Origin of the sequence: Acidomonas methanolica, assembly GCF_004346035.1 — a bacterium.
In the GTDB taxonomy this organism is placed as follows: Bacteria; Pseudomonadota; Alphaproteobacteria; order Acetobacterales; family Acetobacteraceae; genus Acidomonas; species Acidomonas methanolica.
The window spans coordinates 39,311-63,217 of sequence record NZ_SLZN01000017.1 but is presented as its reverse complement, the minus strand read 5'-3'; the positions used below and the strand labels follow the sequence as shown (position 1 = coordinate 63,217).

The following is a 23,907-nucleotide window of genomic DNA, read 5'->3' as shown; positions in this document are numbered from 1 at the left end:
TCCAAAGCCAGCCCCCTTCCCGGCTCTCATCTTGAATCAGATCACGCCGCCAAGGGGAATCCCTAACGATTCAGTTCGTGCAGAAAACGCTCTAGGGGGCTGTTTTCAGACGTCGCGACTCACGCCGATGCAGGGCTCTGCCCTGCACCCGGAAGGGGCCAAAGCCCCTTCACCCCTTGAATTTCAATAAATTAAATCAAAGGGTTTCCAAAGGGTGACCGCCCTTTGGCGGGGTTCGGGGCGGAGCCCCGGGAACGTCGTCCCCATGACACAACGACTTCCGAGGCAGCCTCTGAAGGAGTACAGCTTCTTTTCCTGACGAAAAAGAAGCCGCGAAACCTTTATCCTTCGGCAACAGGCGTCATGCGCCGGCTTCGGGTTCACGCTGCCTGTTCGGAGCGGCGTCCATCATGGCGGCAACGGGCGTGGCTTGCGGTTCTCGTCCAGGGCCACGAAGGTGAAGATGCCCTCCGTCACCTTGAAGGTTTCGTGGCCGTGACGTGCGCGCCGCCATGTCTCGACATGAATGGCGAGCGACGTTCGCCCGGTTCGCAGGAGGTTCGTATAGATGCTGACCTCGTCCCCGACGAAAACCGGCTGGTGAAAGGTCAGGCTTTCCACCGAAACCGTCACGCAGCGGCCCCGGCACCTCAACGAGGCGAGGGTGCCGGCCGCGAGATCCATCTGCGACATAATCCAGCCGCCGAACACATCGCCCGCGGGATTCGTGTCCGACGGCATCGCGATGACGCGAATTGTCGGCACGGCGTTCGGCGGAGAATCGCCGGTCGCTGCTGTGTCACTCATGTGTCCCCCGTCAACGCCCTTGAGTCAGCGCCCCTGAGATGGAATTGGTATTTGAACAAGGCATGAACGCGGATGGGAGAGACGCCGCATGAAACACGACGCCTCGGAAAAAACAGAGCGGCCTCACCCCTTCAGCTTCGCATTGCACTCGGAATAATACCCGCCGCCCTTCTGAATCCATTTCAGCGACCCGTTTCCGCCTGTGCTCTTGTTGGCGTGATACTGATCGAGGCACGTCTTCATCCGTGCTTTCCCCGGCGAGAGCTTGGCATATTGCGGCGCAACCGCACCCGGAAACACCACATTCCCGGACGACGCCACCGGCTGGGCAGCAGCCGGCGCGGCCGGGGCCGGAGCGGCAGGAGCAGGGGAGGCGGCCGGAGTCGCCGGCGCGGTTGACGCCGCCGCAGGGGCCGCCGCATCGCCGCACTGGGCCGCCTTGTACTCCTTGTAGGTCTGCCCGTTCAGCGTTCCGGCCTTCTTCGCGGCGCGGAAATCGGCGTAACACTGCTTCGCCGGGATCGCATGTGCGGCGGGCGCCGCCGTCAGAACCAGCCCCGCCAGCATGGCCGGAACGGAAAAACGGAAGATGGACATTCCTCGACTCTCCTGATTGGAATTTGCTGAACCTGGTGCGGGCGGCTCAGAGCGCCTCGTCTCCCGTCTCCCGCGTGCGGATGCGGATCGCCCGCTCGACCGGCGAGACGAAAATCTTTCCGTCCCCGATCTTCCCCGTATGCGCGGCGTCCAGAATCGCCTCGATCACGTCATCGACCAGCGCATCCGCCACCGCGATCTCGATCTTCACCTTCGGCAGGAAACTGACATGATACTCCGCGCCGCGATAGATTTCCGTCTGGCCTTTCTGTCGCCCGAAACCGCGTATCTCGGTCACGGAGAGTCCCTGAATTCCCAGCGGCGTCAACGCCTCCCGAACGTCGTCCAGCTTGAAAGGCTTGATGATGGCTGTAACCAGCTTCATGGTGACTTCTCCCCGCGCGTCGGGCGCGGCCCGCCCCGACATTCTATCCTCAAACCGTGCCAGTTTCCCTACGAGATTGGCAAGAGCGCACACGGGCCGGAACGGATGGATTCCACACCGCCGCCGGTTGCGCTAGAATCGCCTCACCATGAACACTTCCGCCGCCACGGCCGCCCCCCGGACCATCGACATCGCCGTCAACGGCGGCGGCCCTGTCGGCGCGACCCTCGCCTGTCGCCTCGCTCATGCCGGACTCCGCACCCTGCTGATCGAGCGCGCGCCCCTGCATGATCTGGAAGATCCCTCGCTCGACGGCCGCGCCTACGCCCTCTCCGAGGGGTCCCGCCGCATGATGGTCAGCGCCGGGCTCTGGTCCCATCTCCCCCGGCCGGCCCAGCCCATCACCGAAATCCTCGTCCGCGACGGCAAACCCCATGCCCGTCCCTCGCCATGGACGGTCGAGTTCACCCAAGCCGAGGCCGACGGCCCCTTCGGCTGGATGGTCGAGGCCCGCGATCTCCGCCGCGCGCTGAACGCCGCCCTGTCCGAAACCGCCGCGGCCGGCTCCCTCCTTCTCCGCACCCCCGCCACCGGCCGCTTTACCTTCGCCCCGGACCATGTCGCCATCACGCTCGATACCGGCGAGACCTTCACCGCCGCCCTCGCCATAGCCGCCGAGGGCCGCAAGAGCCCGCTGCGCGATCAGGCCCGTATCCCGCTGACGCGACTCCCCTATAACCAGTGCGGCATCATCAGCGTCATCGCGCATGAAAAACCCCATGACGGACGTGCGCTCGAACATTTCCTCCCGCAAGGCCCCTTCGCCCGTCTTCCCCTGAGCGGCACGGACGACCACCCCAACCGCTCCGCCATTGTCTGGGCCGAAAGCGCGCGCCGCGCGCCCCGCCTGCACGCCTTGCCGGACGACGTCTTCATCCGCGAAATCGCCGCCCGCCTGGGCGATGACGAGATCGGCGCCTTCCACCCCACGGGGCGGCGCTGGATCTACCCCCTCTCGGCGCAATTTGCCCAGCGCTACATCGCCTCCCGTCTCGCTCTGGCCGGCGACTCGGCTCACGGCCTTCACCCTATCGCCGGGCAGGGGCTGAACGCCGGCTTCCGGGATATCGCCATTCTCGCCGAAATCCTCGAAAACGCCGTCACGGAAGGGCTGGACCCCGGCGGGGAAACCGTGCTGACCTCCTACCAGAGACGCGCACGTCCGCAGGCCATGTTGACCCTCGCCGCCTGCGACGGGCTGGAACGCCTCTTCGGTAACGACAATCCGGCCCTGCGGCTGGCGCGCGACCTCGGACTCGGCGCGCTCAACCGCATGCCGGGACTGAAACGCGCCTTCGTGCGCCGGGCCATGGGATTATGACCGACACTTTCCCAGCTTCCCCGCAGCTTTCTTCTCCCCCGAATCTCGACGCCATCTGGCAGGACATGCTCGTCCAGAGCGATGTCTGCTGCGACGTGCTCATCCAGGGCGTCTTCGCCACCGGCATCAGCGACCACCGCAACTTCCAGAGCGCCCTCGCGGCCCTTCTCGGCACCAAGCTGGCCGATCGCGCCCTGTCCGCCCCGGTGCTCACCGCGCTCGTCGCCTCCGCCCTGGCCCATTCTCCCGCCATCGCCGAAGCCGCCTGCGCGGACATGATCGCTGTGCAGGAACGTGACGCCGCCTGCCCGGACTACGTGACCGCCTTTCTCTTCTTCAAGGGCTATCACGCCATCCAGGCCCACCGCATCGCCCACTGGCTCTGGCGGCACGACCGCCAGCACCTCGCGCGCCATATCCAGAGCCTCGTGAGCGAACGCTTCGCCGTGGACATCCACCCCGCCGCCTGCCTCGGCCGCCGCATCGTCTTCGATCACGGCACCGGCATCGTCATCGGCGAAACCTGCGTGCTCGACGACGACGTCTCGCTGCTTCAGAACGTCACCCTCGGGGGCACCGGCAAGGAAACCGGCGATCGCCATCCCAAGGTCCGCCGTGGCGTCCTCGTCGGCGCGGGCGCCAAAGTCCTCGGCAATATCGAACTCGGCGAAGGCTGCAAGATCGGCGCGGGTTCCGTCGTCCTCGAAAACGTCCCCCCCTACACGACCGTCGTCGGCAACCCCGCCCGCCGCATCGGCACCCGCCACACCGCCCTTCCGGCTCTCGGCATGGACCAGCGCCTGCCGCCCGTCGATTATATGATCTGAGGCGACATTCGCGCGATCGTCCGGAACCAGGGAATTTTTCCGGCCCGGTGTGGGAGTTGCCCGGTCAGCCTGAGGCGATCGGGCCCTGATCGAGAGCGGCGGCCATTTCAGCCAGCTTGCCCACAGTGTTCATATTCCGCGCCGTGCCATGCCTGCCGCCGGGGATGCGCAGCCGCGTGTCAGCCATGCCGTCCGGGTAGAAGACGAAGAATTCGCGCGTTCCCAGACGGATCTGCTCGTTCCCGATTCCGGTCACGCCGTCGAGTGGATCGTCCGGCAGCGGCGCATCGACGAACAACGCCATGACCCGATTGCCGGGCGCATCCACAAAGGGGTTGCGCGCGACCACATCGGCAATCTCGCGCGCCGTGCGCACCACGACGCCGATTTCCTTTCCGGCATAGGCGCGCAGCCGCTCCTCAAGGGCGGACCGGACCTGCGCCTCGGTGCCGTGGCTCTGAAAAACGACGTTGCCGCTCGCAATATAAGTCCGCACCCGCGCAAAGCCCGCCGCCTCGCAAAGCCCGGTCAGAACGCTCATGGGCAGCTTGCCCGTGCCCCCGACATTCACCGCCCGGAGCAGCGCAACATATCCCGTCATGCTTTCCGCCTCCCGGTTCCGGAAATGAGGTTGCATTATCGGCGGAGACTGTCAGATTTCAAATACGGCGCAGTCGACGGCCCCCGTGTTCCTGTCGATATCGGTGACTGGCTGGGTCCTCTGTCGGGAGAAAACCATGATCCTCCTCGCCGCGCTGCTCTCGGCCGCGACCGCAGCCGCTCCAACCCAGGCCCCGCCGCCCGTCGAGAGTTTCCTGGAGGCGCCCGGCCCGACAGGCCCCCTCAAGGGCACGATGCTCTCGCCCGGCAAGAACGCCCCGGTTGTCCTCATGATCCCCGGCTCGGGCGCGACCGATCGCGACGGCAACAACCCCCATGGGATGAAGGCCGCCACGCTGAAGCTGCTGGCCGAAGGACTGGCCACACGCGGCATCGCCACGCTCCGCATCGACAAGCGCGGGACATTTGCGAGCGCCGGAGCCGTCCCGGACGGCAACGCCGTCACCATTGAGGACTACGCGGCGGACGTCCATTCCTGGATCGGATCGGTCCGCCATGCGACGGGCGCACGCTGCGTCTGGGTTCTCGGGCATAGCGAAGGCGGGCTCGTCGCGCTCGTGGCGGGAAAGGAGGATGCGGCCATCTGCGGGCTCATCCTCGTCTCGACGCCCGGCAGGCCGATGGGGCAGGTGCTCGCCGAGCAATTGAAATCCAACCCGGCGAACGCCCCGATCCTCGGTCAGGCTCTGGCGGCGCTCTCCACCCTCGAGGCCGGACGGCATGTCGATGTGGACACCCTGAATCCCGCCCTGTTCCCGCTCTTCCGCCCGGCGGTACAGAATTTCCTGATCGACGCGCTCGCCATCGATCCGACGAGGCTGCTGGCCGGATTTCACAAACCCGTCCTGATCATGCAGGGCGAGCGCGATCTTCAGGTCGGTGTGAAAGACGCGGCATTGCTGAAACAGGCCGATCCCGCAGCGACGCTGGTGCTTCTGCCGGACACCAATCATGTGCTGAAGCCCGTCGCATCCGATGATCGCCGCGCGAATGTGGCGACCTATGCCGATCCCGGGCTGCCCCTCGCTCCCGGCGTGGTCCCGGCAATCGCGGATTTCGTTCTGTCCCCTCCGTGAGCGCCCGCGAAACGACCTGCGGTCGGTCGGGCCGACGAGGCAGTCCCGGGACCGGGTCAGCCCGACACCGGGCTCAGTAAGGAAAACCCGGTTGCGGAGGAATTCCCGGTGGCGGAGGCACGCCCGGCGCGGCGGGTGACGGCGCGATCACGCTGCCAACCACGCCGCCGACGATCCCCGCGATCAATCCCGTCGCGATCTCGGTCAGCAGATACTGGTTGTCATACCGGGTCCAGTAATAGCCCGGCGGCGGCGCATAAAGCCCCGGATAGGCGTGCCAGTCCGGGATGCGATATCCCGGCGCGCGCCACCCGGCGAAGTAATCGCCGCGCCGCCATCCATGCGGCCCCGGATGCCAGCCCCGCCAGCCTCCGCCGGGCCCGACCGGTCCCTCCCTGCCCGGACCCCACGGTCCCATCCGGTCATGCCAGAACCCGCCTGGCCCTGGCCCCGGCCCAGGTCCCGGGCCAGGGCCGCCACCGGGACCAGGACCGGGGCCAGGCTGGGCCAGGGCCTCGCTTTCGGCCATCAGAGGCAGAAGCAGCATCGCCGCCGCGCAAAGTGAGAGGAGTCTCGACCGCTTCATTTGGAATCCTCCTTTGGGTCAGGAGTGTATCGTCACGTCGCGTCGTGGCGAGATTGTGCCGCCGCCGCGTCGGCGCAGGGCCGGAATGTAACGAAATTCCCGCTCAGAATCCCAGCACCACCGTTTTGCCGATGCTTGCCCCTCGCTCGGACGCCTCATGCGCCTCGCGCAGGGTTTCCGCGCAGATCGGCGCCAGCCGGCGCGTATCGGTGGGGCGAAGCAGCCCTTCATCCGCCAGACGCGCGACCTCCTCCAGAATCTCGCCCAGGATCTCTTTGTCGTCCATCTCGAAGAGCGTGCGGGTGAACATGAATTCCCATGCGATCGTGGCGCTCTTGCGCTTGAAGGGCATGATGTCGAATCCCGCCGGATCGTCGATCAACACCAGCACGCCCTGCGGCGCGAGAGTCTCCACGAGAAAGGCGTGATGCACGTCGCTCGCCGTCAGGCTGGCGACGAACGGAATCTCCGGATGCCCGATTTCCGCCAGCTGCGCCGTCATGTCGCGCGAATGGTCGATGACGTGATGCGCGCCCATCGTCTCGCACCATGCGCGGCTTTCCGCCCGCGAGGCAGTGGCGATGACGGTCAGTTCCGTCAGCCGCCGCGCGAGCTGGATCAGTATCGAGCCCACGCCGCCGGCCCCGCCGATCACCAGCAGCGCGCCTTCCGTCTCCGGGGTCACGCCCAGCCGCTCGAACAGCAATTCCCATGCCGTCAGTGCCGTCAGCGGGAGGGAGGCCGCCTGACCCCAGTCGAGCGTCTCCGGCTTGTGACCGGCCAGCCGCTCATCGACGCAGTGCCATTCCGCATTGCCGCCCTGACGCATCAGCTCGCCCGCGTAGAAGACCTCGTCGCCCGGCGCGAAGAGCGTGACCTCCGCCCCGACCGCCTCGACCACCCCCGCCACATCCCAGCCGAGCACGCGCCAGCTTTCGCCGGGGAGCGCCGCCGCGCGGCGGCGGATCTTGGTGTCCACCGGGTTGATCGAGATCGCCTCGACCTTCACCAGCAGATCGCGCGGGCCGGGCACGGGCTTCGGCAGCTCGATCTCCTCCAGAACGGAAGGAGCGCCGATCGAGGAATAGCCAATCGCCTTCATGGAATAATTCTCCAAACCAGATCAGGACGGTCGCGTCAGAGCGGACGCGCGAGTTCATACAACGCCACGGCGGCGGCGTTGGAAACATTCAGGCTCTCCATATTCCCGGGCATGTACACGCTCGCGATTTCGTCGCAGCTCTCCCGTGTCAGCCGCCGCAGCCCCGCGCCTTCCGCTCCCAGAACCAGCGTCACGCGTCGCTCCGCATAGGCCGCGCCATCGAGCCGCACCCCGCCCGCGTCGAGCCCGACGACCCAGAGTCCGGCATTCTGCAACGCCGCCAGAGCCCGCGCGAGATTGACCTCGCGCAGTACCGGCACGATGTCGAGCGCGCCGGAGGCCGCCTTGGCCATGGCGCCGCTCTCCTGCGGCGCGTTGCGGTCCTGGAGCAGGAGAGCGGCGGCGCCGAACGCGGCGGCGGAGCGCAGGATCGCGCCGATATTGCGCGGGTCCGTCACCTGGTCGAGCACGAGGATCGGACCGCTGCGCTCCAGCACGTCTTCGAGCGCGGGCGGCGTCAGGGGCTCGACGCGCAGCGCGACGCCCTGATGCACGGCGTCGCGCTCGCAAAGCTGGTCGAGCCGTCCGCGCTCCACCAGATGAGGAGGGACGGGCAGGGGGACACGCTGTCCCTCCAGCGCGGCAAGCGCCTCTTTCGTCACGAGAATTTCGTGAATATGACGATGCGGATTGGCGAGCGCCGCCGCAGCGGCATGTTGGCCGTAAAGCCAGTACCCACTGCCCGCTGGAGCACGATGGGACGGCGCAGAGGGGCGGAACGAGGGGCGACGCGACATGACGTTCCCTATAGTCCGAATGCTGCGTCCCGTCATCGGGAAACCCGCATATAAAACCGCGCCCCGCCGCTTGACTTCATTGGCGATCCACCATATTTCCCCACCCCCATGGAAGGGTGCCCGAGTGGCTAAAGGGGGCGGACTGTAAATCCGCTGGCGTACGCCTACGTTGGTTCGAATCCAACCCCTTCCACCAGAAACATGCGAAAATCAGCGCATTAAGCGTTTTGCCGGGAAAGAGGGACGCCCCGTTCTATTCCCGTCGCAGCACGGCGTCGTTCAGGAACGAGGCAAGCTTGCCCGCCGTGAAATCCCGCTTCAATGCGGCTTCGTCATAATCGGTCTCCACCCAGTCGAGGAAGGGGCGCCGCCCTTCCGCCTCGGCCTGATAGCGGAGAAAGAACGCATCCAGAATGCCGGTGCGGGACCGATTGAAATGGCCGAAGCGCCAGTGCAGTTGCCGCATCGCGTCCGTGGCGCTGCCCCCTTCGAATAGGATCACGAGTCCGGAAGCCAGCCCGGCGCGGTCCGCGCCGGATTTGCAGTGCATCAGCATCGGCGTTTCGAGGGTGCGGTAAAGCCCGTGGAAGCGCAGGATGCGGTCGCGATGCGGCGCGCCACGGCTTTCGAAGGCCATGTCGATATGGGTCAGATCAAGCCGTCTCGCCGCGTCGCGGGACAGGGCGTCCGAGCCGCAGCGGCGATGGCCGCGCAGATTGACCAGCGTCCGGAATCCGTAGGTTTCGACCAGCCGCGCCAGCCGGGCGGGCGTCGGGTGGTTGCAGCGATAGACCCGTCCGGGCAGGACGGGGGCGAAATTCGTCCAGGCCAGCCGGAAGATCGCATGATCGACAAACAGACTGTCGCGCCACGCCCGGCGCCGCGCGGCGGGGGAAGTCATCTCGCCTTCAAACACCGCCTTCTATCCTTTGCGCAGGACTCAACCGGCGCTGTCCTTGCCCCGCGCCGCGCGGGACGTCAACCGCCGCCATGCGTCGGCGGTGTTCCGGTGTCGGCGGACAGGTCGGCTGCCGGCCGTCAAGCCTGGGCCTCTTCGGCGAGACGCGCGATTGCCGGGGGAGCGGTGGATTGATACGATAAACCATGTGCTGTCTCCGCCGCTTTCCGATCGCCCGGCTCGTGCTTGCCCTGGGCATGACGATGGTGGGCGGCTGTTCGGCGCCCGAAATTCTGGGGCCGCCCCGGGCCGATCTGGTGGTCTACGGGCCGCCCGGCCATGGCCGGCACCGGCCGCCTTCCCCGGTGCTCGCGGCGGCGGTGCCGGGCGGGATCGGCGTCAGCGGAGTGGGGCCGCCGGAGCCGTCGCCTGATCATCCGTCGACGAACGCCTCGTCGTCGGTGGTGCCGGGGGTGTATCAGCCGGCGGAAAGCGTGACCTACGGGCCTCCGCGGAGCGGGTCCGGCGGCCGATGAACGGGTCGGCGAACGGAGCGGAGCCCTTCGAAATCTTCCTCGCCGCGCCGCCCGGACTCGAAGCCGTGCTGTGCGAGGAGGCGCGGCTGAAGGGCTTCCGCCGTCCCGCCGTCGTGCCGGGCGGGGTGACGCTCATGGGCGGGTGGAGCGACGTCTGGCGCGCCAATCTCTGGCTGCGCGGGACGGGGCGCGTGCTCGCGCGGCTGGCGTCCTTCCGCGCCGTGCATCTGGCGCAGCTCGAGGCGCGGGCGCGCGAGGTGCCGTGGGCGGCGGCGCTGCGCCCTGACATACCGTTCCGCGTCGAGGCGAGCTGTTCCGGTTCGCGGCTCTATCATTCGGGCGCGGTGGCGGAGCGGGTGGCGCGGGCGATCGGCGAGACGCTCGGCGCGCCCTCCGATCCCGAAAACGGCCTGACGGTGATGGTGCGGATGGAGCGCGATCTCTGCACGATCAGCCTCGACACTTCGGGCGAGGCCCTGCATCGGCGCGGCTACAAGGCGGAGGTCAACCGCGCGCCGATGCGCGAGACGATGGCCGCCCTCTTTCTCCGCCGTTGCGGTTTCGGCGGCGAGGAGCCGGTGCTCGATCCGATGTGCGGGTCCGGCACCCTCGTCATCGAGGCGGCGGAAATCGCGGCGCGGCTGAATCCGGGACGTGCGCGCGCCTTCGCTTTCGAGCGCCTCGCCACTTTCGATCCCGACGCCTGGAACGCCCTGCGCCATGAGCGCGGGCGGCGGGAGCCCGGGGGGCGGTTCCATGGGAGCGATCGCGACGCCGGGGCGGTCGCCATGAGTCGTGCCAATGCGGAGCGCGCGGGGGTGTCGGCCTTCACGGTCTTCCGTCAGTGCGGCGTGAGCGAGATCGTTCCGCCGGAGGGGACGCCGGGGCTGCTCATCACCAACCCGCCCTATGGCGCGCGCCTCGGCGACAAGCGCGCCCTCGCGCCGCTGTATCGCGCGTTCGGCCATGTGGCGCGGGAACGGTTCGCGGGCTGGCGCGTCGGGATCGTGACGACGGAACCGGAACTGGCGCGGGCCACCGGGCTCGATTTCCTGCCTGCCGATCCGCCCGTGCCGCATGGAGGACTGCGCGTGACGCTCTATCGCACCGAACCGCTGGCATGAGCCGACAGAAAGAGGACGACGCGGCGGAGGCGCGGGAAAAGAGTTATCCGGCGCATCATGCCCGATTCCCGCACATCGCCTTGCCCCATGTCCGGTTCACCCGCAGGCAGTTGGAGGATCGTCCTCTCGCGGGCGCTCCGCACCCGGACCATCGGCTGCATTGGACGCTTTATGGATGCGAGGCCGTGGCGACCGCGGTGCTGATGTGTCTCGGGATCGCGACCAATACGCTGCTGCTGACGCCCGCCTCGCCGGTGGCGGGCGTGCTGCGGCGGTATCCGGAGCTGCAAATCGCGCTGTGCGGTCTGTGCTTCGGCGGGTCGGGGACGATCGCCGCCATGACGCCCTTCGGCCGCGTGAGCGGGGCGCATCTCAGCCCGTCCGTCACCCTGGCCTTCGCCCTCGGCAGGCGCATCGCGCCGCTGGACGCGCTGGGCTATGCTCTGGCGCAGATTGTCGGGGCGTGTCTCGGCACGGCCGCGATGTCTCTGCTCGGGTGCCTCCTGCCTGTCTGGAGAGGATGGGTGAGCGCCGTGCATTACGTCGCCACCATGCCGGCGGCGGGAGTGCCCGGCCTCTTCGTCCTCGGCGCCGAGCTGGCGGCGACGATGGGGCTGATTCTGGCGCTCTACTGGGCGGCGGCCACGCCCCGGCTGCATCTCGTCGCGCCATGGATCGGCGGGTGGTATTTTTTCCTGATGAATCCCTTCGTCGCCTGGATTTCCGGAGACAGCACGAATTTCGCCCGCTCCTTCGGGCCGGATCTGTTCAGCGGCGATTTCAGCGGGCTATGGATCTACATCCTTGGCCCGATGCTGGGGTCGGGTCTCGCGGTCCTGCTTCTGAGGTCGAACCTCATGGGGGTGGTTCGTCCGGTCGAGGCGCGGATCGTCAATTTCGGGCATCACGGGCGCGTCCCGAAGCTGGGCGCGCCCGAGGCGGTCGGGCCCGCGCCGGAGGAGGTCAGGGCAGCCCGTTCGGATAAACGCTCCTGAGCCGCTCCGCGATCAGGGGGGCGAGTGTCTTGCGCAAATCGGGCGTCGGGCCGTCGCCAACCGGGCTGGCCCAGCTTTCCGGCGTCAGGAAAACGAGGATTTCGTAACTTCCCAAAGGTGTCATTCGCCGCACCTCGATCCGGTACCGCTCGGGGTCGGTATGTATTTTCTGTGTCGTCTGTATCGGCTCGGCCTGCGCGAAGAGCCCGTTGAGCGGGCCCGAGGTGAAGAAGGCCCGCTGCACGGCGGTTCCTCCCTCGATGGACTCCGGGTTCAGGAGGGTGCCATTCGGCAGTTTCCGCCAGATCAGCAACAGGTCCAGCACGCCGGGGCCGCCGCCGCTGTACCGGGCGCGCGCCAGCAGGGCGCGTTCCGACCCGCCCTTGCCGTCGGGGATCTCCGCCACCTTGAGATCGGTGATCGTCTGATAGGGATAGGCGATATTGCCCGGATACTCAGGCCCGGTGACGATGCGCAGGCAGTCGGGCGAGGCGGCGGGCCGGGTGATGCAGATCCGGGCCGGGATGTCGCCGATTTCCGGAGCGGTGCCGGATTTCGGCTCGAAGGTTTCGACGCGCCAGCCCGGCGGAAGCCCGAGTCCGGCGCTCAGATCGAGGGTCCGCGTGAGCGTCATCGCCTCGCGGGAGGGCTCCGCCGCCGATCCGGCGGTCATCGGGACCGTGCAGAGCAGAAGCGCAGGGATACAGAGGCGCATGGCGGCACAACTCCCTATTTTTGAGGTCAGGAATTTCGAGGGGGCGATTCATCACCGGGGGACGATCCCACCACCGGCGGCGAGAGCGGCCGGAGACCGAAGATATCGTGCTGGATACGAAAAGCCTCGTCCAGCAGATCGGGGAAGGGAAGCCGCCCTTCCTGCCGCAGCCATTCATCGAGCGCCGAGCGGAACGCGGCGATCGCGCCGCGCGCCAGAACGCGCGCGGTCAGGAATTGCGTCGGGCCGGGCGGGAGCCGGTCATGCCAGGCGGTCATGATGCTGTCTTCCCACGCCTCATATTTCCGCAGCGAATGCTGCCGCAGGGCGGGCGACTGTTCGATGAGCCGCACCAGCGCGACGGTCTCGGCGGTATCGGTCCGGATATGGCTGAGCGCGGTGACGAAAGCGCGGCGCAGCACCGTCTCCGCCGATTCGTCGGCCGCGTGCGGGGCCGCCGCGTGAAGGGCGAAGGTCTCGCGCAGGGAGTCGGTCATGATTTCCGTCCAGGCGAAGACGATGTCGCCCTTGGTCGGGAAGTAGCGGAACAGCGAGCGGCGCGAGATTCCGGCGATGGCGGCGATCTCGTCCACCGTGACCGCCTCGAAGCCGCGTTCGGCGAAGAGGCGCATCGCCGTGTCGATCACCGCCTTGCGGACGCGCTTCTGCTTGAGTTCCCGCACGCCCGGCGCGCGATCCCGCTCGCCCTCGGCGCGTCGCCGCCCGCCGTCGATCCGGCGGTGCGGGATCGCCGCGGCGAGCCGGACGGAGGTGGCGAGATCGAAGCCGCGTTCGGGCGCGTCCACCAGGGCGACCCGCTCGGGTCGCGTGCGCCAGATCGGCCCGAAATCCTCGTCGCCCGTCAGCCGGTCGGCGAGGGCAAGCGTCTCCGCCGAGATCAGCGCCGGAAGACCGAAGCTGTCGGCGTCATGGCGCGAGGCGATGTCCCGCACGGCGCCGACAGCGCGATCACGCCCGGCGCGCAGGAGCGCATCGAGATGACGCGCCTCCAGTCGGCACTGATCCACGCTCGCGAACAGCGTCGGTCCTTCATGACCGCGCAATGCCTGCGCCGCGCGTTGCACCGAAGCGGCGAACCCGGACGGCCACGCGTCGTGGACGAGAATCTCCGCCCCGGCCCCCGCGAGTCGCGCCGCCATTTCCCTGGTCCCGACGATTGCAAGCAGGCGGCGCGGCGCGGTTGCCTCCAGCAATCGGACCATCCGGCGAAGCAGCGTGGCCCCGTCGACCGTCGAGGCGTGTTCCGGCCGGTCGAGGCGCGCGCCGCCGCCGGCGGCAAGCAGAACGGCGCAATGCGGCCAGGTCAGGCTTCCGGATCGGGCGGAGGTCATCGGGATGAAGGGTGTGGGAAGCTGGGCACGCGATCGGCTTTCTGTCTCATGTTGTCCGGCCGAAATGCGGCGTCCGACGGCGGGGGCGTTCACTCGGGATGCACTCCCGCGCCCGACAACATATACGACCGGGCACATAAGCATATAACATGGAAGACAAGGCTGCGATGTTGGATGCGGAACGTTCCTGGATCAGAAGGCCAAGACCAGAAGCCAAAAAACAGAGTGCATGCGTGGTTTAACATGGCAGGCACGTCGAAACCTGTTGAGAAGCTCTTCTTCCATCGGCATGGCCGATCGTCCCCCGGGAAATGTCGTCGCCAATGGACATCATGAAACGACATTAATCATTTTTTATATCATTGTGACATTTATTGTTCCGCCACCCTCTACTCGGTCAGATCCGCCCTGTTTTTCGCGGGAAACTGACGTGCCCAGTTGCGCCTTGATGGCCATCCGCCCTGTCCAGAGTCGCAGCGCGGGAGGCGCGCGCCCGCCCCGCGTGAGAGAGTGCCTTCAATCTGGTGTCAAATCGCGGGAAAATGGCTTTCGCCCCTTGGCAGAGACCCGTTTCCCCGGTTTCTAATTGTCTGTGCGGCGGCGCGTGGCGTCGCCTTCCGGGAGACAACCCATGGCGGATATGGCGATCGAGAATCACGCGGTCATCGGCGGACTGCGAACCACGGCGCTGGTGGCGCTGAACGGGAGCATCGATTTCCTTTGCTGGCCGCGTTTCGACAGCCCGAGTGTCTTTGCGTCCCTGCTCGATCCCGAGGCGGGGGAGTTTTCGCTCGCCCCCGCCCTCGAGGGCGGGCGTCTGACCCAGTTCTATGTTCCCGATACGAACGTGCTGCTGACGCGACGACTCTCCACCGAGGGCGTCAGCGAGATTTCGGACTTCATGGTGCCCTTGCCGGTCGATCCGGTGCAGCGCCTCATCCGCCGTGTGAAGGCGGTGCGGGGGCGAGTGACCTATCGCCTTCGCTGCGCCCCGCGCTTCGATTACGCGCGCGTGTCCCACAGCATCGAGCAGCCGGAAGCGTGTCAGGTCATTTTCCGTCCGGACGGGCCGGATTTGCCGCCGCTTCGGCTTTGTGCCTCCGTTCCTCTCACGATCGAGGGGGATGCGGTCGTCGCGGAGTTCGCGCTGGAGCAGAACGACACCGCCACCTTCACGCTCGACAGCGAAGAGGCCGGGGAGAATATCTGCCTCGAGCCGCACCGGGTCGCGGAGGCGTTCAAGGAAACGTCGACTTACTGGCGGGACTGGGTGGCGCATTCGTCCTATACCGGGCGCTGGCGCGAGCACATGACGCGGTCGGCGCTTGCGTTGAAGCTGCTGACCTCCGCCGAATACGGCTCGATGGTGGCGGCCGCGACGTTCGGCCTGCCGGAGGACCCCGGGGGCGTTCGGAACTGGGACTACCGCTATTGCTGGGTGCGCGACTCCTCCTTCATGGTGAACGCCTTCATGAAGATGGGCTACCGCGAAGAGGCGACGGCCTTCATCCGCTGGCTGCATGAACGCCGCCTGGCTGCGAAGCCCGGGGAGGCGCGGCTCCGCGTGCTCTACGGGATCGACGGGCGCAACATCGATTTCGAAACGGATCTGGATCATTTCCAGGGTTATCGGGACTCGCGCCCGGTCCGGATCGGCAACGGGGCGGAAGGGCAGTTGCAGCTCGATATCATCGGCGAGGTGATGGACGCGATCTCTCTCGCCGACGAGGCGTTCGAACGGCTGAGCCATGAGGAATGGATCTCCGTCGCGGAAGCCATGGACTGGCTCAGCGTCAACTGGAACCAGCCGGATGAAAGCATCTGGGAGGTGCGCGGCGGGAAGCGGCATTTCCTCTTCTCGCGCTTCATGTGCTGGGTGGCGCTGGATCGCGGCATCGGAATCGCCCGGCGGCGCAGCCTGCCCGGACGGGTCGCGTTATGGCGGCGCGAACGTGATGCGATCTATCACGACATACATGAGAACTTCTGGAATGAGGATCTCGGTTACTTCACGCAATTCAAGGGTGGAGACGCGATCGACGCTTCCTGCCTGCTCATGCCGCTGATGGGGTTCATCGGCGATCACGATCCGCGCTGGCAGTCGACGCTGAACGCGGTGGGCGAGCGGCTCGTCGACGACAGCCATGTCTATCGCTACGAGGTGAAGAAAGGCGAAAATCACGACGGGCTGACCGGCACAGAGGGGACGTTCACCATGTGCTCCTTCTGGTATGTCGAGTGTCTCGCCCGTTCGGGCGATCTGCTGCAGGCCCGCTTCCTGTTCGAGAAGATGCTGTCCTACGCCAATCATGCGGGGCTGTTTTCCGAGGAAATCGGCCCGGCGGGCGAACATCTCGGCAATTTTCCGCAGGCCTTCACCCATCTCGCCCTGATCCGGGCGGGCCTGTATCTGGATCAGGCGCTGTCGCGCGCCGGCCGTTGTAATTGAGAATAATTCTCAAATAATGGCCTCATTCGAATTTATGAAACCGAATTAATAGCCTTTCACGAAGACGTGCAGTTGGCAGCAGGATATAGGCTGAGGCAAAGGGTGAAGGCTATTGGAATGACAATGCCGCAAAGATGGTGCTTTCATGATAGTGTTGCGCCTGTCCGGTCTGTTCGGGCGCAGTCCTGTCCCTATGGTTGAACGGTGATGAGCGTGATTATCGACTTCATTACAACCCATATTCTTGCGATTTATATCGCATTCACTGCGATATTTCTCACAATCGTTGTGGCGCTGTCTTCTGTTCTTGGTCCGCGCCGAGTCGGGCGCGCCATGGGTGCCTCGATGAACCTTCCCTGTGAATCGGGGATGCTGCAAACGGGGACGGCGCGGTTGCGGCTGCCGGTGCAATATTATCTTCTGGCCATGTTCTTTGTGATTTTCGACGTCGAGGGTGTGTTTCTCTACGCCTGGGCCGATGTGGCGGTGCAGGCGGGCTGGGCGGCCTACATCACTGTCGTGACCTTCGTGGTCTTCCTCTTCGTGGCGCTGGCCTATCTCTGGCGGTGCGGCGCGCTGGACTGGGGCCCGAAGCAACGGCGTCCGCACCCGGTCGCGCCCGTGCAGGCGCCCGATCTGTCTCTCGTCCCGTCAGCGCCGCGCGAGGTCTGAAACATGAACTGGTCCCTTACCTCTCCCCTCGGCGGCGAAGCGATCGAGAAGCAGCGCCCCGAGGATCTGTTGCAGCATGAGGACGTGCGGCGCTCGCTGCTGGTCGGGAAGTTGCAGGATTTCATTTCCTGGGGGCAGAAGAACTCGCTCTGGCCGATGAATTTCGGGCTCTCCTGCTGCTATGTGGAGATGGCGACGGCCTTCACCAGCAAATACGACATCGCCCGCTTCGGCTCCGAGGTGTTGCGCGCGACCCCGCGCGAGGCGGATCTGATCGTCATCGCCGGGACCGTGTTCCGCAAGATGGCGCCCATCGTGAAATATATCTACGACCAGATGCTGGAGCCCCGCTGGGTGATCTCCATGGGCTCCTGCGCCAATTCCGGCGGGATGTACGACATCTACTCGGTGGTGCAGGGGGTCGATTCCTTCCTGCCCGTCGATGTGTACGTGCCGGGATGTCCGCCGCGGCCGGACGCGCTGCTCGAAGGGCTGATGCTGTTGCAGAAATCCATCGGCCAGCAGCGCCGTCCGTTGAGCTGGATGATCGGCGACCAGGGGGTGACGAAGGTGACGCCGCCCTCGATGCGCGATCTCAAGCGCGAGGAGCGCATGGCGGTGCGCGACCTCCGCACGCCGGACACGATCTGAGGAGGCGGGCATATGAGCGAAGTCCTGGAACGTAGCCGTCTGGGGGCGATGGGCGCGACCGTTGCCGCGTTGCCGCCGCATATGGTGCTGACGGAAGAGGCGACGCGCGACGAGGTGCCGACCTTCTGGGTGTCGCGCGGCCAGATTCGCGAGGTGCTCAAGGCCGTCAAGCGCGCCGGACGACTGCGGATGCTGTTCGATCTGACGGCGGTGGACGAACGCCAGCGCGAGCACAAGGCGGCGGGGCTTCCTTATGGCGGCTATACCGTCGTCTACCATCTCACCTCCTTCGACGGTCCGCTCGACGATCTGCGGCTGAAAGTGCCGGTTCCCGCCGATGACGCGACGGTGCCGACCATCACCGATCTCTGGCCGAACGCGAACTGGCTGGAGCGCGAGGCATGGGATCTCATGGGCGTGGTGTTCGAGGGGCATCCGGCCCTGCGCCGCATCATGCTGCCTCCGACCTGGGAGGGGCATCCGCTGCGTAAGGATCATTACGCGCGCGCGACGGAGCGGCCGCCTTTCACGCTCACCGACGAAGACATGATGCGCGAGCAGGAAGCGCTGAAATTCGACCCCGAAGCCTGGGGAATGAAGCGGCATTCCGACAACAGCGACTTCATGTTCCTCAATGTCGGGCCGAACCACCCGTCGGTGCATGGCGTGTTCCGCCTGATGCTCCAGCTCGAGGGCGAATTCATCGTCGATGCGGTGCCGGATATCGGCTACCACCATCGCGGCGCGGAGAAGATGGCGGAACGCCAGACCTGGCACAGCTTCATCCCCTATACCGACCGTGTTGATTATGTCGGCGGGGTGATGAACAACTTCCCCTATGTGATGGGGGTGGAGAAGCTGGCGGGCATCACCGTGCCGGATCGCGCGAAGATGATCCGCATCATGCTCGCCGAGTTCTTCCGCCTGTCGAGCCACATGGTGTTCTACGGCACCATGATCCAGGATCTCGGGCAGTTGTCGCCGGTCTTCTTCATCTTCACCGACCGCGAGCACGTCTTCGAGATCATCGAGAAGATCTGCGGTTTCCGGATGCATCCGGCCTTCTTCCGCATCGGCGGCGTGGCGATGGATCTGCCGAAGGGCTGGGAAGGGGAGGTGAAGGCCTTCCTCGACTACCTGCCCAAGCGTCTGGACGAGTACGACAAGCTCGTCATGCAGAATCCGATCTTCAAGGCGCGCACCAAGGGCGTGGGCGTCTACTCCACCGAGGAAGCCGTGGAATGGGGCGTGACGGGGCCGGGTCTGCGCGCCACGGGGCATGAGTGGGATTACCGCAAGATCGCGCCCTATTCGGGATACGACCAGATTCCCTTCGAGGTGCCGGTCGCCCATAACGGCGACTGCTACGACCGCGCGCTGGTGCATGTCGAGGAGATGCGCCAGAGCCTGCGGATCATCCGCTATTGCCTCGAGAACATGCCGGAGGGGCCCTACAAGGCCGAGCATCCGCTGGCCATGCCGCCGCCGAAGCCGCGGACGATGCATGACATCGAGACGCTGATCCATCATTTCGTGGGGGTGAGCTGGGGGCCGGTGATGCCGCCGGGCGAGGCGCGCTCCTGCATCGAGGCGACGAAGGGGTTGAACTCCTATTACCTGACCTCGGATGGCGGCACGATGTCCTACCGCACGCGTATCCGCACGCCCTCCTTCATTCATCTGCAACAGATTCCGCTGCTGGCGCGGGGCGCGACGCTCGCCGATCTCATCGCCATCGTCGGCAGCGTCGATTTCGTGATGGCCGATGTGGACCGCTGAGAAGATGGCTGCTGAAAAAACGGCCGCCGGCGCCGAAATGCCGGCCGAGATCGCACCCGATCTCGTCACCACCATCCTCGATCTGGCGCATCACGACGTCCTGCCGCGCGGAGCCTGCATCGAGGCGTTGCGGCTGGTGCAGGAGCGCTATGGCTGGATCTGCGACCGGCATCTCAGGCAGATCGGCGATCTGCTCGGCATGTCTCCGGCCGATCTGGACGGGGTGGCGACCTATTACAACCTGATCTTCCGCAAGCCCGTCGGGCGCAATGTCATCATGTTGTGCGACAGCGTTTCCTGCTGGCTGACGGGTGCCGACGGCGTGAAGGAAAAGCTCTGCGCGAAGCTCGGGATCGGGATGGGGCAGACCACGCCGGACGGGGCATTCACGCTGCTGCCGATCGTCTGCCTCGGGCACTGCGATCATGGCCCGGCGATGATGATCGGCGCGGAGACGTACGGGCCGGTGAAGCCGGAAGACATCGACGCCATTATTGAGGCGAAGCGGGGAATGACGTCATGAGCATCACGGCGAAGGATCCTGAGAAGCGGCCCCTGCTCGCTCTGGTCGATCAGGCCGATCCGCCGGATGTCGCGGCGTATGAGCGCGGCGGCGGGTTTCGCGGATTGCGGCGCGTGCTGTCCGGCCTGTCTCCGGCGGAGCTGATCGAGGAGGTCAAGAATTCCCGGCTGCGCGGACGCGGCGGCGCGGGGTTCAACACCGGGCTGAAATGGAGCTTCGTGCCGAAGGACTCCGCGAAGGACCGCCGGAAATACCTCGTCGCCAACGGGGACGAGATGGAGCCCGGCACCTTCAAGGACCGGCTGCTGGTCGAGGGCAATCCGCTCCAGCTCATCGAGGGGATGATCATCTCCGCCTATGCGATCCAGGCGTCGCACGGCGTGATCTTCCTGCGCGGCGAATATCATCTCGGGCTGGAGCGGGTGCGCCGCGCGCTGGCGCAGGCGGAGGCAGCCGGGTATCTCGGCAAGAACATCCTCGGCTCAGGCTTCGATTTCGAGCTGATCGCCCATCCTTCGGGGGGGCGGTACATCTGCGGCGAGGAGACGGCGCTGATCACCGCGCTGGAGGGGCGTCGCGCCAATCCGCGCACCAAGCCGCCCTTCCCGCAGGTCAGCGGGTTGTGGGGCGCCCCCACGGTGGTCAACAACATCGAGACGTTCTGCAACGTTCCGCATATCGTGGCGAACGGGGTGGAGTGGTATCTCGGCCTCTCGGCCTGTGAGGATGGCGGCACCAAGCTCTACGGCGTCAGCGGGCGCGCGAAGCGGCCCGGCGTCTACGAATTGCCGCTCGGCACGCGCATGGGCGTCCTGCTGAACGAGTGCGCGGGCGGGATGCAGGACGGCTACAAGCTGCGCGCCTTCCTGCCCGGCGGTGCATCCACGGCGTTCCTCGGCGCGGAGCACGCCGATATCACGCTCGATTATCCGACGCCGGAGAAGGCGGGCAGCCGTCTGGGCACCGGGCTTGCGATCCTGCTGGACGACCGCGCCTCGCCGATCGGCATGCTGCGCAATCTCGAACATTTCTTCGCGCAGGAATCCTGCGGCTGGTGCACGCCGTGCCGCGACGGGTTGCCCTGGGTGGAGAAGCTGCTGATCGAGATCGACGAGGGGCGCGGGCGGCCGGAGGATATCGACCGGCTGGAAGATGCGGCGCGGATGATCGGCCCGATGGGGCGCACGTTCTGCGCCCATGCGCCGGGGGCGATCGCGCCGCTGGAGAGCGGTCTGAAGCTGTTCCGCAGGGATTTCGAGCGGGCGGTCGGGCTGAAGCACGGCGTGGCGGCGTAGGGAGAGGACGACATGGCGAAGATCACGATCGACGGCCGCGTCGTCGAGGCGCGGGACGGCGGGAACCTGCTTCAGGCCTGCCTCGAGGCGGGGACGGACCTGCCCTATTTCTGCTGGCATCCGGAACTCGGCTCCGTCGGCGCGTGCCGTCAATGCGCCGTGAAGCAATACGCGAATGCCGACGACAAGCGCGGCCGCATCGTCATGGCCTGCATGACGCCGGTCACGGAGGGGGCGATTCTCTCGGTGGACGACCCCGAGGCGAAGGAGTTCCGCGGCGAAGTCGTCGAATGGCTGATGACCAATCATCCGCATGACTGTCCCGTCTGCGAGGAGGGCGGCGAGTGCCACCTTCAGGACATGACGGTGATGACCGGGCACCGCGAGCGCCGCTTCCGCTTCGACAAGCGGACGCATCGCAATCAGGATCTCGGGCCGTTCGTCAAACATGAGATGAATCGCTGCATCGCCTGCTATCGCTGCGTCCGGTTCTACAAGGATTACGCGGGCGGCGAGGATCTCGGCGTCTTCGCCCAGCACAACAATGTCTATTTCGGACGTCAGGAGAGCGGCACGCTGGAAAGCCCGTTCGCGGGCAATCTGATCGAGGTCTGCCCGACCGGCGTGTTCACCGACAAGCCGTTCTCCCGCATGTATTCCCGCAAATGGGACATGCGCGGCGCGCCTTCCGTCTGCACGCATTGCTCGGTCGGCTGCTCGACGATCCTGAACGAGCGCGCCGGGAAGGTGCGGCGGACGCTGAACCGTTACAATGACGAGGTGAACCGCTATTTCCTCTGCGATCGCGGGCGCTTCGGGAATGACTTCGTCAACGCGCCGTCGCGCCTGCGGGCGGCGGGCTATGTGATGGACGGGCGGATGACGCCCGTGCCGCCGGCCCAGGCGCTGACGCGCTTCGCGGAAATCGCGGCGGACGGCCCGATCTTCGGCGTGATGTCGGGCCGCGCCTCGGTGGAATCCAACCTCGCTCTGCGCAGGCTGGTGGGGGAAGCGCTGGCGGGAGAAGCCAATGTCTCGACCGGCTGGGCGGAGCCTCTGCATGGCGCCACGATGCGGGCGGTGGAGTTGCTGCGGTCCACCCCGGCGCGTGTGGCGACGCTTCAGGAGATCGAGCATTCCGACGGGCTGCTGATCCTCGGCGAGGATGTGGACGCGACCGCGCCGCGCCTCGCGCTGGCGGCCTACCAGACGCAGCGCAACGCCTTCAACAAGCTGGCGGACGCCAACCGGATTCCGCACTGGCTGGAAGCGCCGGTGCGCACGCTCGGCGCGGAGACGCTTGCGCCGCTCTATATCGCCACCCCCGCGCCGGTCGCGCTCGACAAGGCGGCGACGCTCTCCGTGCGGGCGCTCCCGGACGATATCGCCCGGCTGGGCTTCGCCATCGCCAACTGCATCGATCCGGCCGCGCCCGGCGTGTCCGGCCTCGGCGAGGACGAGACACAGCGGGCCGCGGTGATCGCCGACGCGCTGCTCGCGGCGGAACGCCCGGTGATCGTGTCGGGGACGCAATATGCCTCCGTGGCGCTGATCGAGGCGGCGGCGAACATCGCCGCGGCGCTGGCGGCGAAGGGGAAGGCGGCGGGACTCTCGCTCGTGCTGCCCGAGGCCAACGCCGCCGGGATCGCGCTGCTCGGCGGGATGTCGCTCGACGCGCTGCTCGAGAAGGCGCGGGCCGGACAGGTCGGCACGCTGGTCGTGCTGGAGCGGGATCTCGCCCGGCAGATGCCGCAGGCGGGGTTCGATGCGCTGCTGGGCGCGGTCAGGCATCTGGTGGTGATCGATCATTCCGTGACTCCCACCGCCGAGCGCGGGGAACTGGTCCTGCCCGCCACTGCGGTGTCGGAATGTGGCGGTACGATGGTGAGCATGGAGGGGCGGGCGCAACGCTTCCTGCAGGTCGTCTATCCGGAAGCGCCGTTGCAGGTCGGCTGGCGCTGGCTGCGCGACATGGCCGAGGCGGCGGGCATCCAGGCGGAGATCGGCTGGCAGACGCTCGATCAGGCGACGGAAGCGGTCGCGGCGGAAGCGCCGGTCTTCGCCGCGATCCGCGAGGCCGCGCCCGAGGCGGGCTTCATGCTGGAAGGCGAACATATCCGCTCGCAGACCAGCCGCGTCTCCGGGCGCACGGCGATCCGCGCCAATATCAGCGTGCATGACATCCCGCCGCCCTTCTCGCCCGACACGCCGCTGGCCTCGGACATGGAAGGCTCCTACGCGGTGGACATGCCGGGCGCGCTGGTGCCGTTCTATCGTGTGCCGGGCTGGAACTCCGAGCAGTCGCTCAACAAGTTCCAGCAGGAAATCGGCGGCAGGATGCGCGGCGGCGACTCCGGTGTGCGGCTGTTCCCGGGCGAAGTGTCCGCCGGCGGCTATGTGGGGGCTGTGCCGACGCGGGCCGACGGGCGCGGCCAGACGGGCGGCGAGGCCGCGTGTCTGGTTCTGCCGGCCTATGAGGTGTTCGGTTCCGATGAGACGAGCATGGCGTCCGAACCCGTGAAGCAGCGGGCGGGCGAGCCGGTCGTGCGGATCGGCGGCCATGGCGCGAGCGGCGTGGCCGTGCTGGAGATCGGCGGAGACAGGGCGGAGGTCGCCGTGACGGTCGATCCGGCCTTGCCCGAGGGCGTGATCTTCTGCCCGCCTTATCGCGTGATTCCGGGTTTCGCGACCCCGGCCTGGGGGAGTTTGCGAATGGTCGAGGCGGAGGCGGTGGCGTGA

The 23,907-nt window shown here is 66.6% G+C and carries 23 protein-coding genes and 1 tRNA gene; 14 read left to right on the top strand and 10 right to left on the bottom strand.

The genetic code is table 11. The features are described from left to right. Positions 1-408: 408 nt before the first annotated feature. The 3 genes from EDC31_RS12155 to EDC31_RS12145 all read right to left on the bottom strand — a co-directional run bounded on the left by EDC31_RS12155 (position 409) and on the right by EDC31_RS12145 (position 1,789). Positions 409-807, bottom strand: a complete 399-nt coding sequence (locus EDC31_RS12155) for an acyl-CoA thioesterase (RefSeq protein WP_042057081.1) — start codon at positions 805-807, stop codon at positions 409-411. 123 nt (positions 808-930) lie between these two features. Next, positions 931-1,404, bottom strand: a complete 474-nt coding sequence (locus tag EDC31_RS12150) for a hypothetical protein (RefSeq protein ID WP_042057083.1) — start codon at positions 1,402-1,404, stop codon at positions 931-933. Between the two features lie 46 nt (positions 1,405-1,450). After that, the gene (locus EDC31_RS12145; protein WP_042057161.1) at positions 1,451-1,789 is read right to left on the bottom strand and encodes a P-II family nitrogen regulator; all 339 of its coding nucleotides are present in this window, start codon (positions 1,787-1,789) and stop codon (positions 1,451-1,453) included. A 148-nt stretch (positions 1,790-1,937) separates the two neighbouring features. Between EDC31_RS12145 and EDC31_RS12140 the strand changes: the two genes are divergently transcribed. Continuing rightward, positions 1,938-3,170 (top strand): UbiH/UbiF/VisC/COQ6 family ubiquinone biosynthesis hydroxylase, encoded by a 1,233-nt coding sequence (locus tag EDC31_RS12140; RefSeq protein WP_042057086.1) that lies wholly within the window; start codon positions 1,938-1,940, stop codon positions 3,168-3,170. Beyond that, on the top strand, positions 3,167-3,997 hold the full coding sequence (cysE, locus tag EDC31_RS12135) for a serine O-acetyltransferase (protein WP_042057089.1): 831 nt from the start codon (positions 3,167-3,169) through the stop codon (positions 3,995-3,997). Before EDC31_RS12140 ends, cysE begins: the two co-directional genes overlap by 4 nt. 64 nt (positions 3,998-4,061) lie before the next feature. Here the strand turns inward: cysE and EDC31_RS12130 are convergent, their stop codons facing one another. Beyond that, on the bottom strand, positions 4,062-4,598 hold the full coding sequence (locus EDC31_RS12130) for a DUF1697 domain-containing protein (protein WP_042057164.1): 537 nt from the start codon (positions 4,596-4,598) through the stop codon (positions 4,062-4,064). Between the two features lie 136 nt (positions 4,599-4,734). On the opposite strand from EDC31_RS12130, the gene EDC31_RS12125 reads away from it, so the two are divergent. Next, positions 4,735-5,694, top strand: a complete 960-nt coding sequence (locus EDC31_RS12125) for an alpha/beta hydrolase (protein WP_042057092.1) — start codon at positions 4,735-4,737, stop codon at positions 5,692-5,694. A 73-nt stretch (positions 5,695-5,767) separates the two neighbouring features. On the opposite strand, the gene EDC31_RS18390 is transcribed toward EDC31_RS12125, so the two are convergent. From EDC31_RS18390 to rlmB, 3 genes are all read right to left on the bottom strand, one after another. Continuing rightward, positions 5,768-6,280, bottom strand: a complete 513-nt coding sequence (locus tag EDC31_RS18390) for an RcnB family protein (protein WP_042057093.1) — start codon at positions 6,278-6,280, stop codon at positions 5,768-5,770. 103 nt (positions 6,281-6,383) lie between these two features. Further along, entirely contained in the window at positions 6,384-7,382 is a 999-nt protein-coding gene (locus tag EDC31_RS12115; protein WP_042057096.1) for a zinc-binding alcohol dehydrogenase family protein, read from the bottom strand. Between the two features lie 35 nt (positions 7,383-7,417). Then, positions 7,418-8,179 carry a 23S rRNA (guanosine(2251)-2'-O)-methyltransferase RlmB gene (gene rlmB / locus EDC31_RS12110; protein ID WP_239641579.1) on the bottom strand — a complete coding sequence of 254 codons (762 nt, stop codon included), beginning with the start codon at positions 8,177-8,179 and terminating at the stop codon, positions 7,418-7,420. 110 nt (positions 8,180-8,289) lie between these two features. Here rlmB and EDC31_RS12105 point away from each other — a divergent pair. Continuing rightward, a tRNA-Tyr gene (locus EDC31_RS12105) sits at positions 8,290-8,375 on the top strand. Between the two features lie 57 nt (positions 8,376-8,432). Here the strand turns inward: EDC31_RS12105 and EDC31_RS12100 are convergent. Then, positions 8,433-9,080 (bottom strand): fused DSP-PTPase phosphatase/NAD kinase-like protein, encoded by a 648-nt coding sequence (locus EDC31_RS12100; RefSeq protein ID WP_252349743.1) that lies wholly within the window; start codon positions 9,078-9,080, stop codon positions 8,433-8,435. A 203-nt stretch (positions 9,081-9,283) separates the two neighbouring features. Here EDC31_RS12100 and EDC31_RS12095 point away from each other — a divergent pair, with 203 nt between their 5' ends. The 3 genes from EDC31_RS12095 to EDC31_RS12085 are packed head-to-tail and all read left to right on the top strand — an operon-like array spanning position 9,284 to position 11,732. After that, positions 9,284-9,613, top strand: coding sequence for a hypothetical protein (locus tag EDC31_RS12095; RefSeq protein ID WP_042057102.1), 330 nt, complete (start codon positions 9,284-9,286; stop codon positions 9,611-9,613). Then, a complete protein-coding gene (locus tag EDC31_RS12090) occupies positions 9,610-10,737 on the top strand; it encodes a THUMP domain-containing class I SAM-dependent RNA methyltransferase (protein ID WP_042057104.1) in 1,128 nt (375 codons plus the stop codon). Before EDC31_RS12095 ends, EDC31_RS12090 begins: the two co-directional genes overlap by 4 nt. Then, positions 10,734-11,732 carry an MIP/aquaporin family protein gene (locus EDC31_RS12085; RefSeq protein ID WP_081797468.1) on the top strand — a complete coding sequence of 333 codons (999 nt, stop codon included), beginning with the start codon at positions 10,734-10,736 and terminating at the stop codon, positions 11,730-11,732. The genes EDC31_RS12090 and EDC31_RS12085 overlap by 4 nt, the downstream gene beginning before the upstream one ends. Here the strand turns inward: EDC31_RS12085 and EDC31_RS12080 are convergent. Beyond that, positions 11,701-12,447, bottom strand: coding sequence for a hypothetical protein (locus EDC31_RS12080; protein WP_042057106.1), 747 nt, complete (start codon positions 12,445-12,447; stop codon positions 11,701-11,703). The genes EDC31_RS12085 and EDC31_RS12080 overlap by 32 nt on opposite strands. Positions 12,448-12,473: 26 nt before the next feature. Further along, positions 12,474-13,892, bottom strand: a complete 1,419-nt coding sequence (locus tag EDC31_RS12075) for a TetR family transcriptional regulator (RefSeq protein WP_052511739.1) — start codon at positions 13,890-13,892, stop codon at positions 12,474-12,476. A gap of 538 nt (positions 13,893-14,430) precedes the next feature. Here EDC31_RS12075 and EDC31_RS12070 point away from each other — a divergent pair. From EDC31_RS12070 to nuoG, 7 genes are all read left to right on the top strand, one after another. Beyond that, on the top strand, positions 14,431-16,248 hold the full coding sequence (locus tag EDC31_RS12070; RefSeq protein ID WP_042057109.1) for a glycoside hydrolase family 15 protein: 1,818 nt from the start codon (positions 14,431-14,433) through the stop codon (positions 16,246-16,248). Positions 16,249-16,455: 207 nt separating this feature from the next. Continuing rightward, positions 16,456-16,920: an NADH-quinone oxidoreductase subunit A gene (ndhC, locus tag EDC31_RS12065; protein ID WP_042057111.1), complete on the top strand. Its 465-nt coding sequence runs from the start codon at positions 16,456-16,458 to the stop codon at positions 16,918-16,920. 3 nt (positions 16,921-16,923) lie between these two features. After that, on the top strand, positions 16,924-17,571 hold the full coding sequence (locus tag EDC31_RS12060; protein ID WP_042057114.1) for an NADH-quinone oxidoreductase subunit B: 648 nt from the start codon (positions 16,924-16,926) through the stop codon (positions 17,569-17,571). Between the two features lie 12 nt (positions 17,572-17,583). Continuing rightward, the gene (gene nuoC / locus EDC31_RS12055) at positions 17,584-19,350 is read left to right on the top strand and encodes an NADH-quinone oxidoreductase subunit C/D (protein ID WP_042057117.1); all 1,767 of its coding nucleotides are present in this window, start codon (positions 17,584-17,586) and stop codon (positions 19,348-19,350) included. A 4-nt stretch (positions 19,351-19,354) separates the two neighbouring features. Then, positions 19,355-19,873, top strand: coding sequence for an NADH-quinone oxidoreductase subunit NuoE (gene nuoE / locus EDC31_RS12050; protein ID WP_042057173.1), 519 nt, complete (start codon positions 19,355-19,357; stop codon positions 19,871-19,873). After that, positions 19,870-21,168 (top strand): complex I 51 kDa subunit family protein, encoded by a 1,299-nt coding sequence (locus EDC31_RS12045; RefSeq protein ID WP_042057120.1) that lies wholly within the window; start codon positions 19,870-19,872, stop codon positions 21,166-21,168. Before nuoE ends, EDC31_RS12045 begins: the two co-directional genes overlap by 4 nt. A 12-nt stretch (positions 21,169-21,180) precedes the next feature. Then, a complete protein-coding gene (gene nuoG / locus EDC31_RS12040; RefSeq protein ID WP_042057121.1) occupies positions 21,181-23,907 on the top strand; it encodes an NADH-quinone oxidoreductase subunit NuoG in 2,727 nt (908 codons plus the stop codon).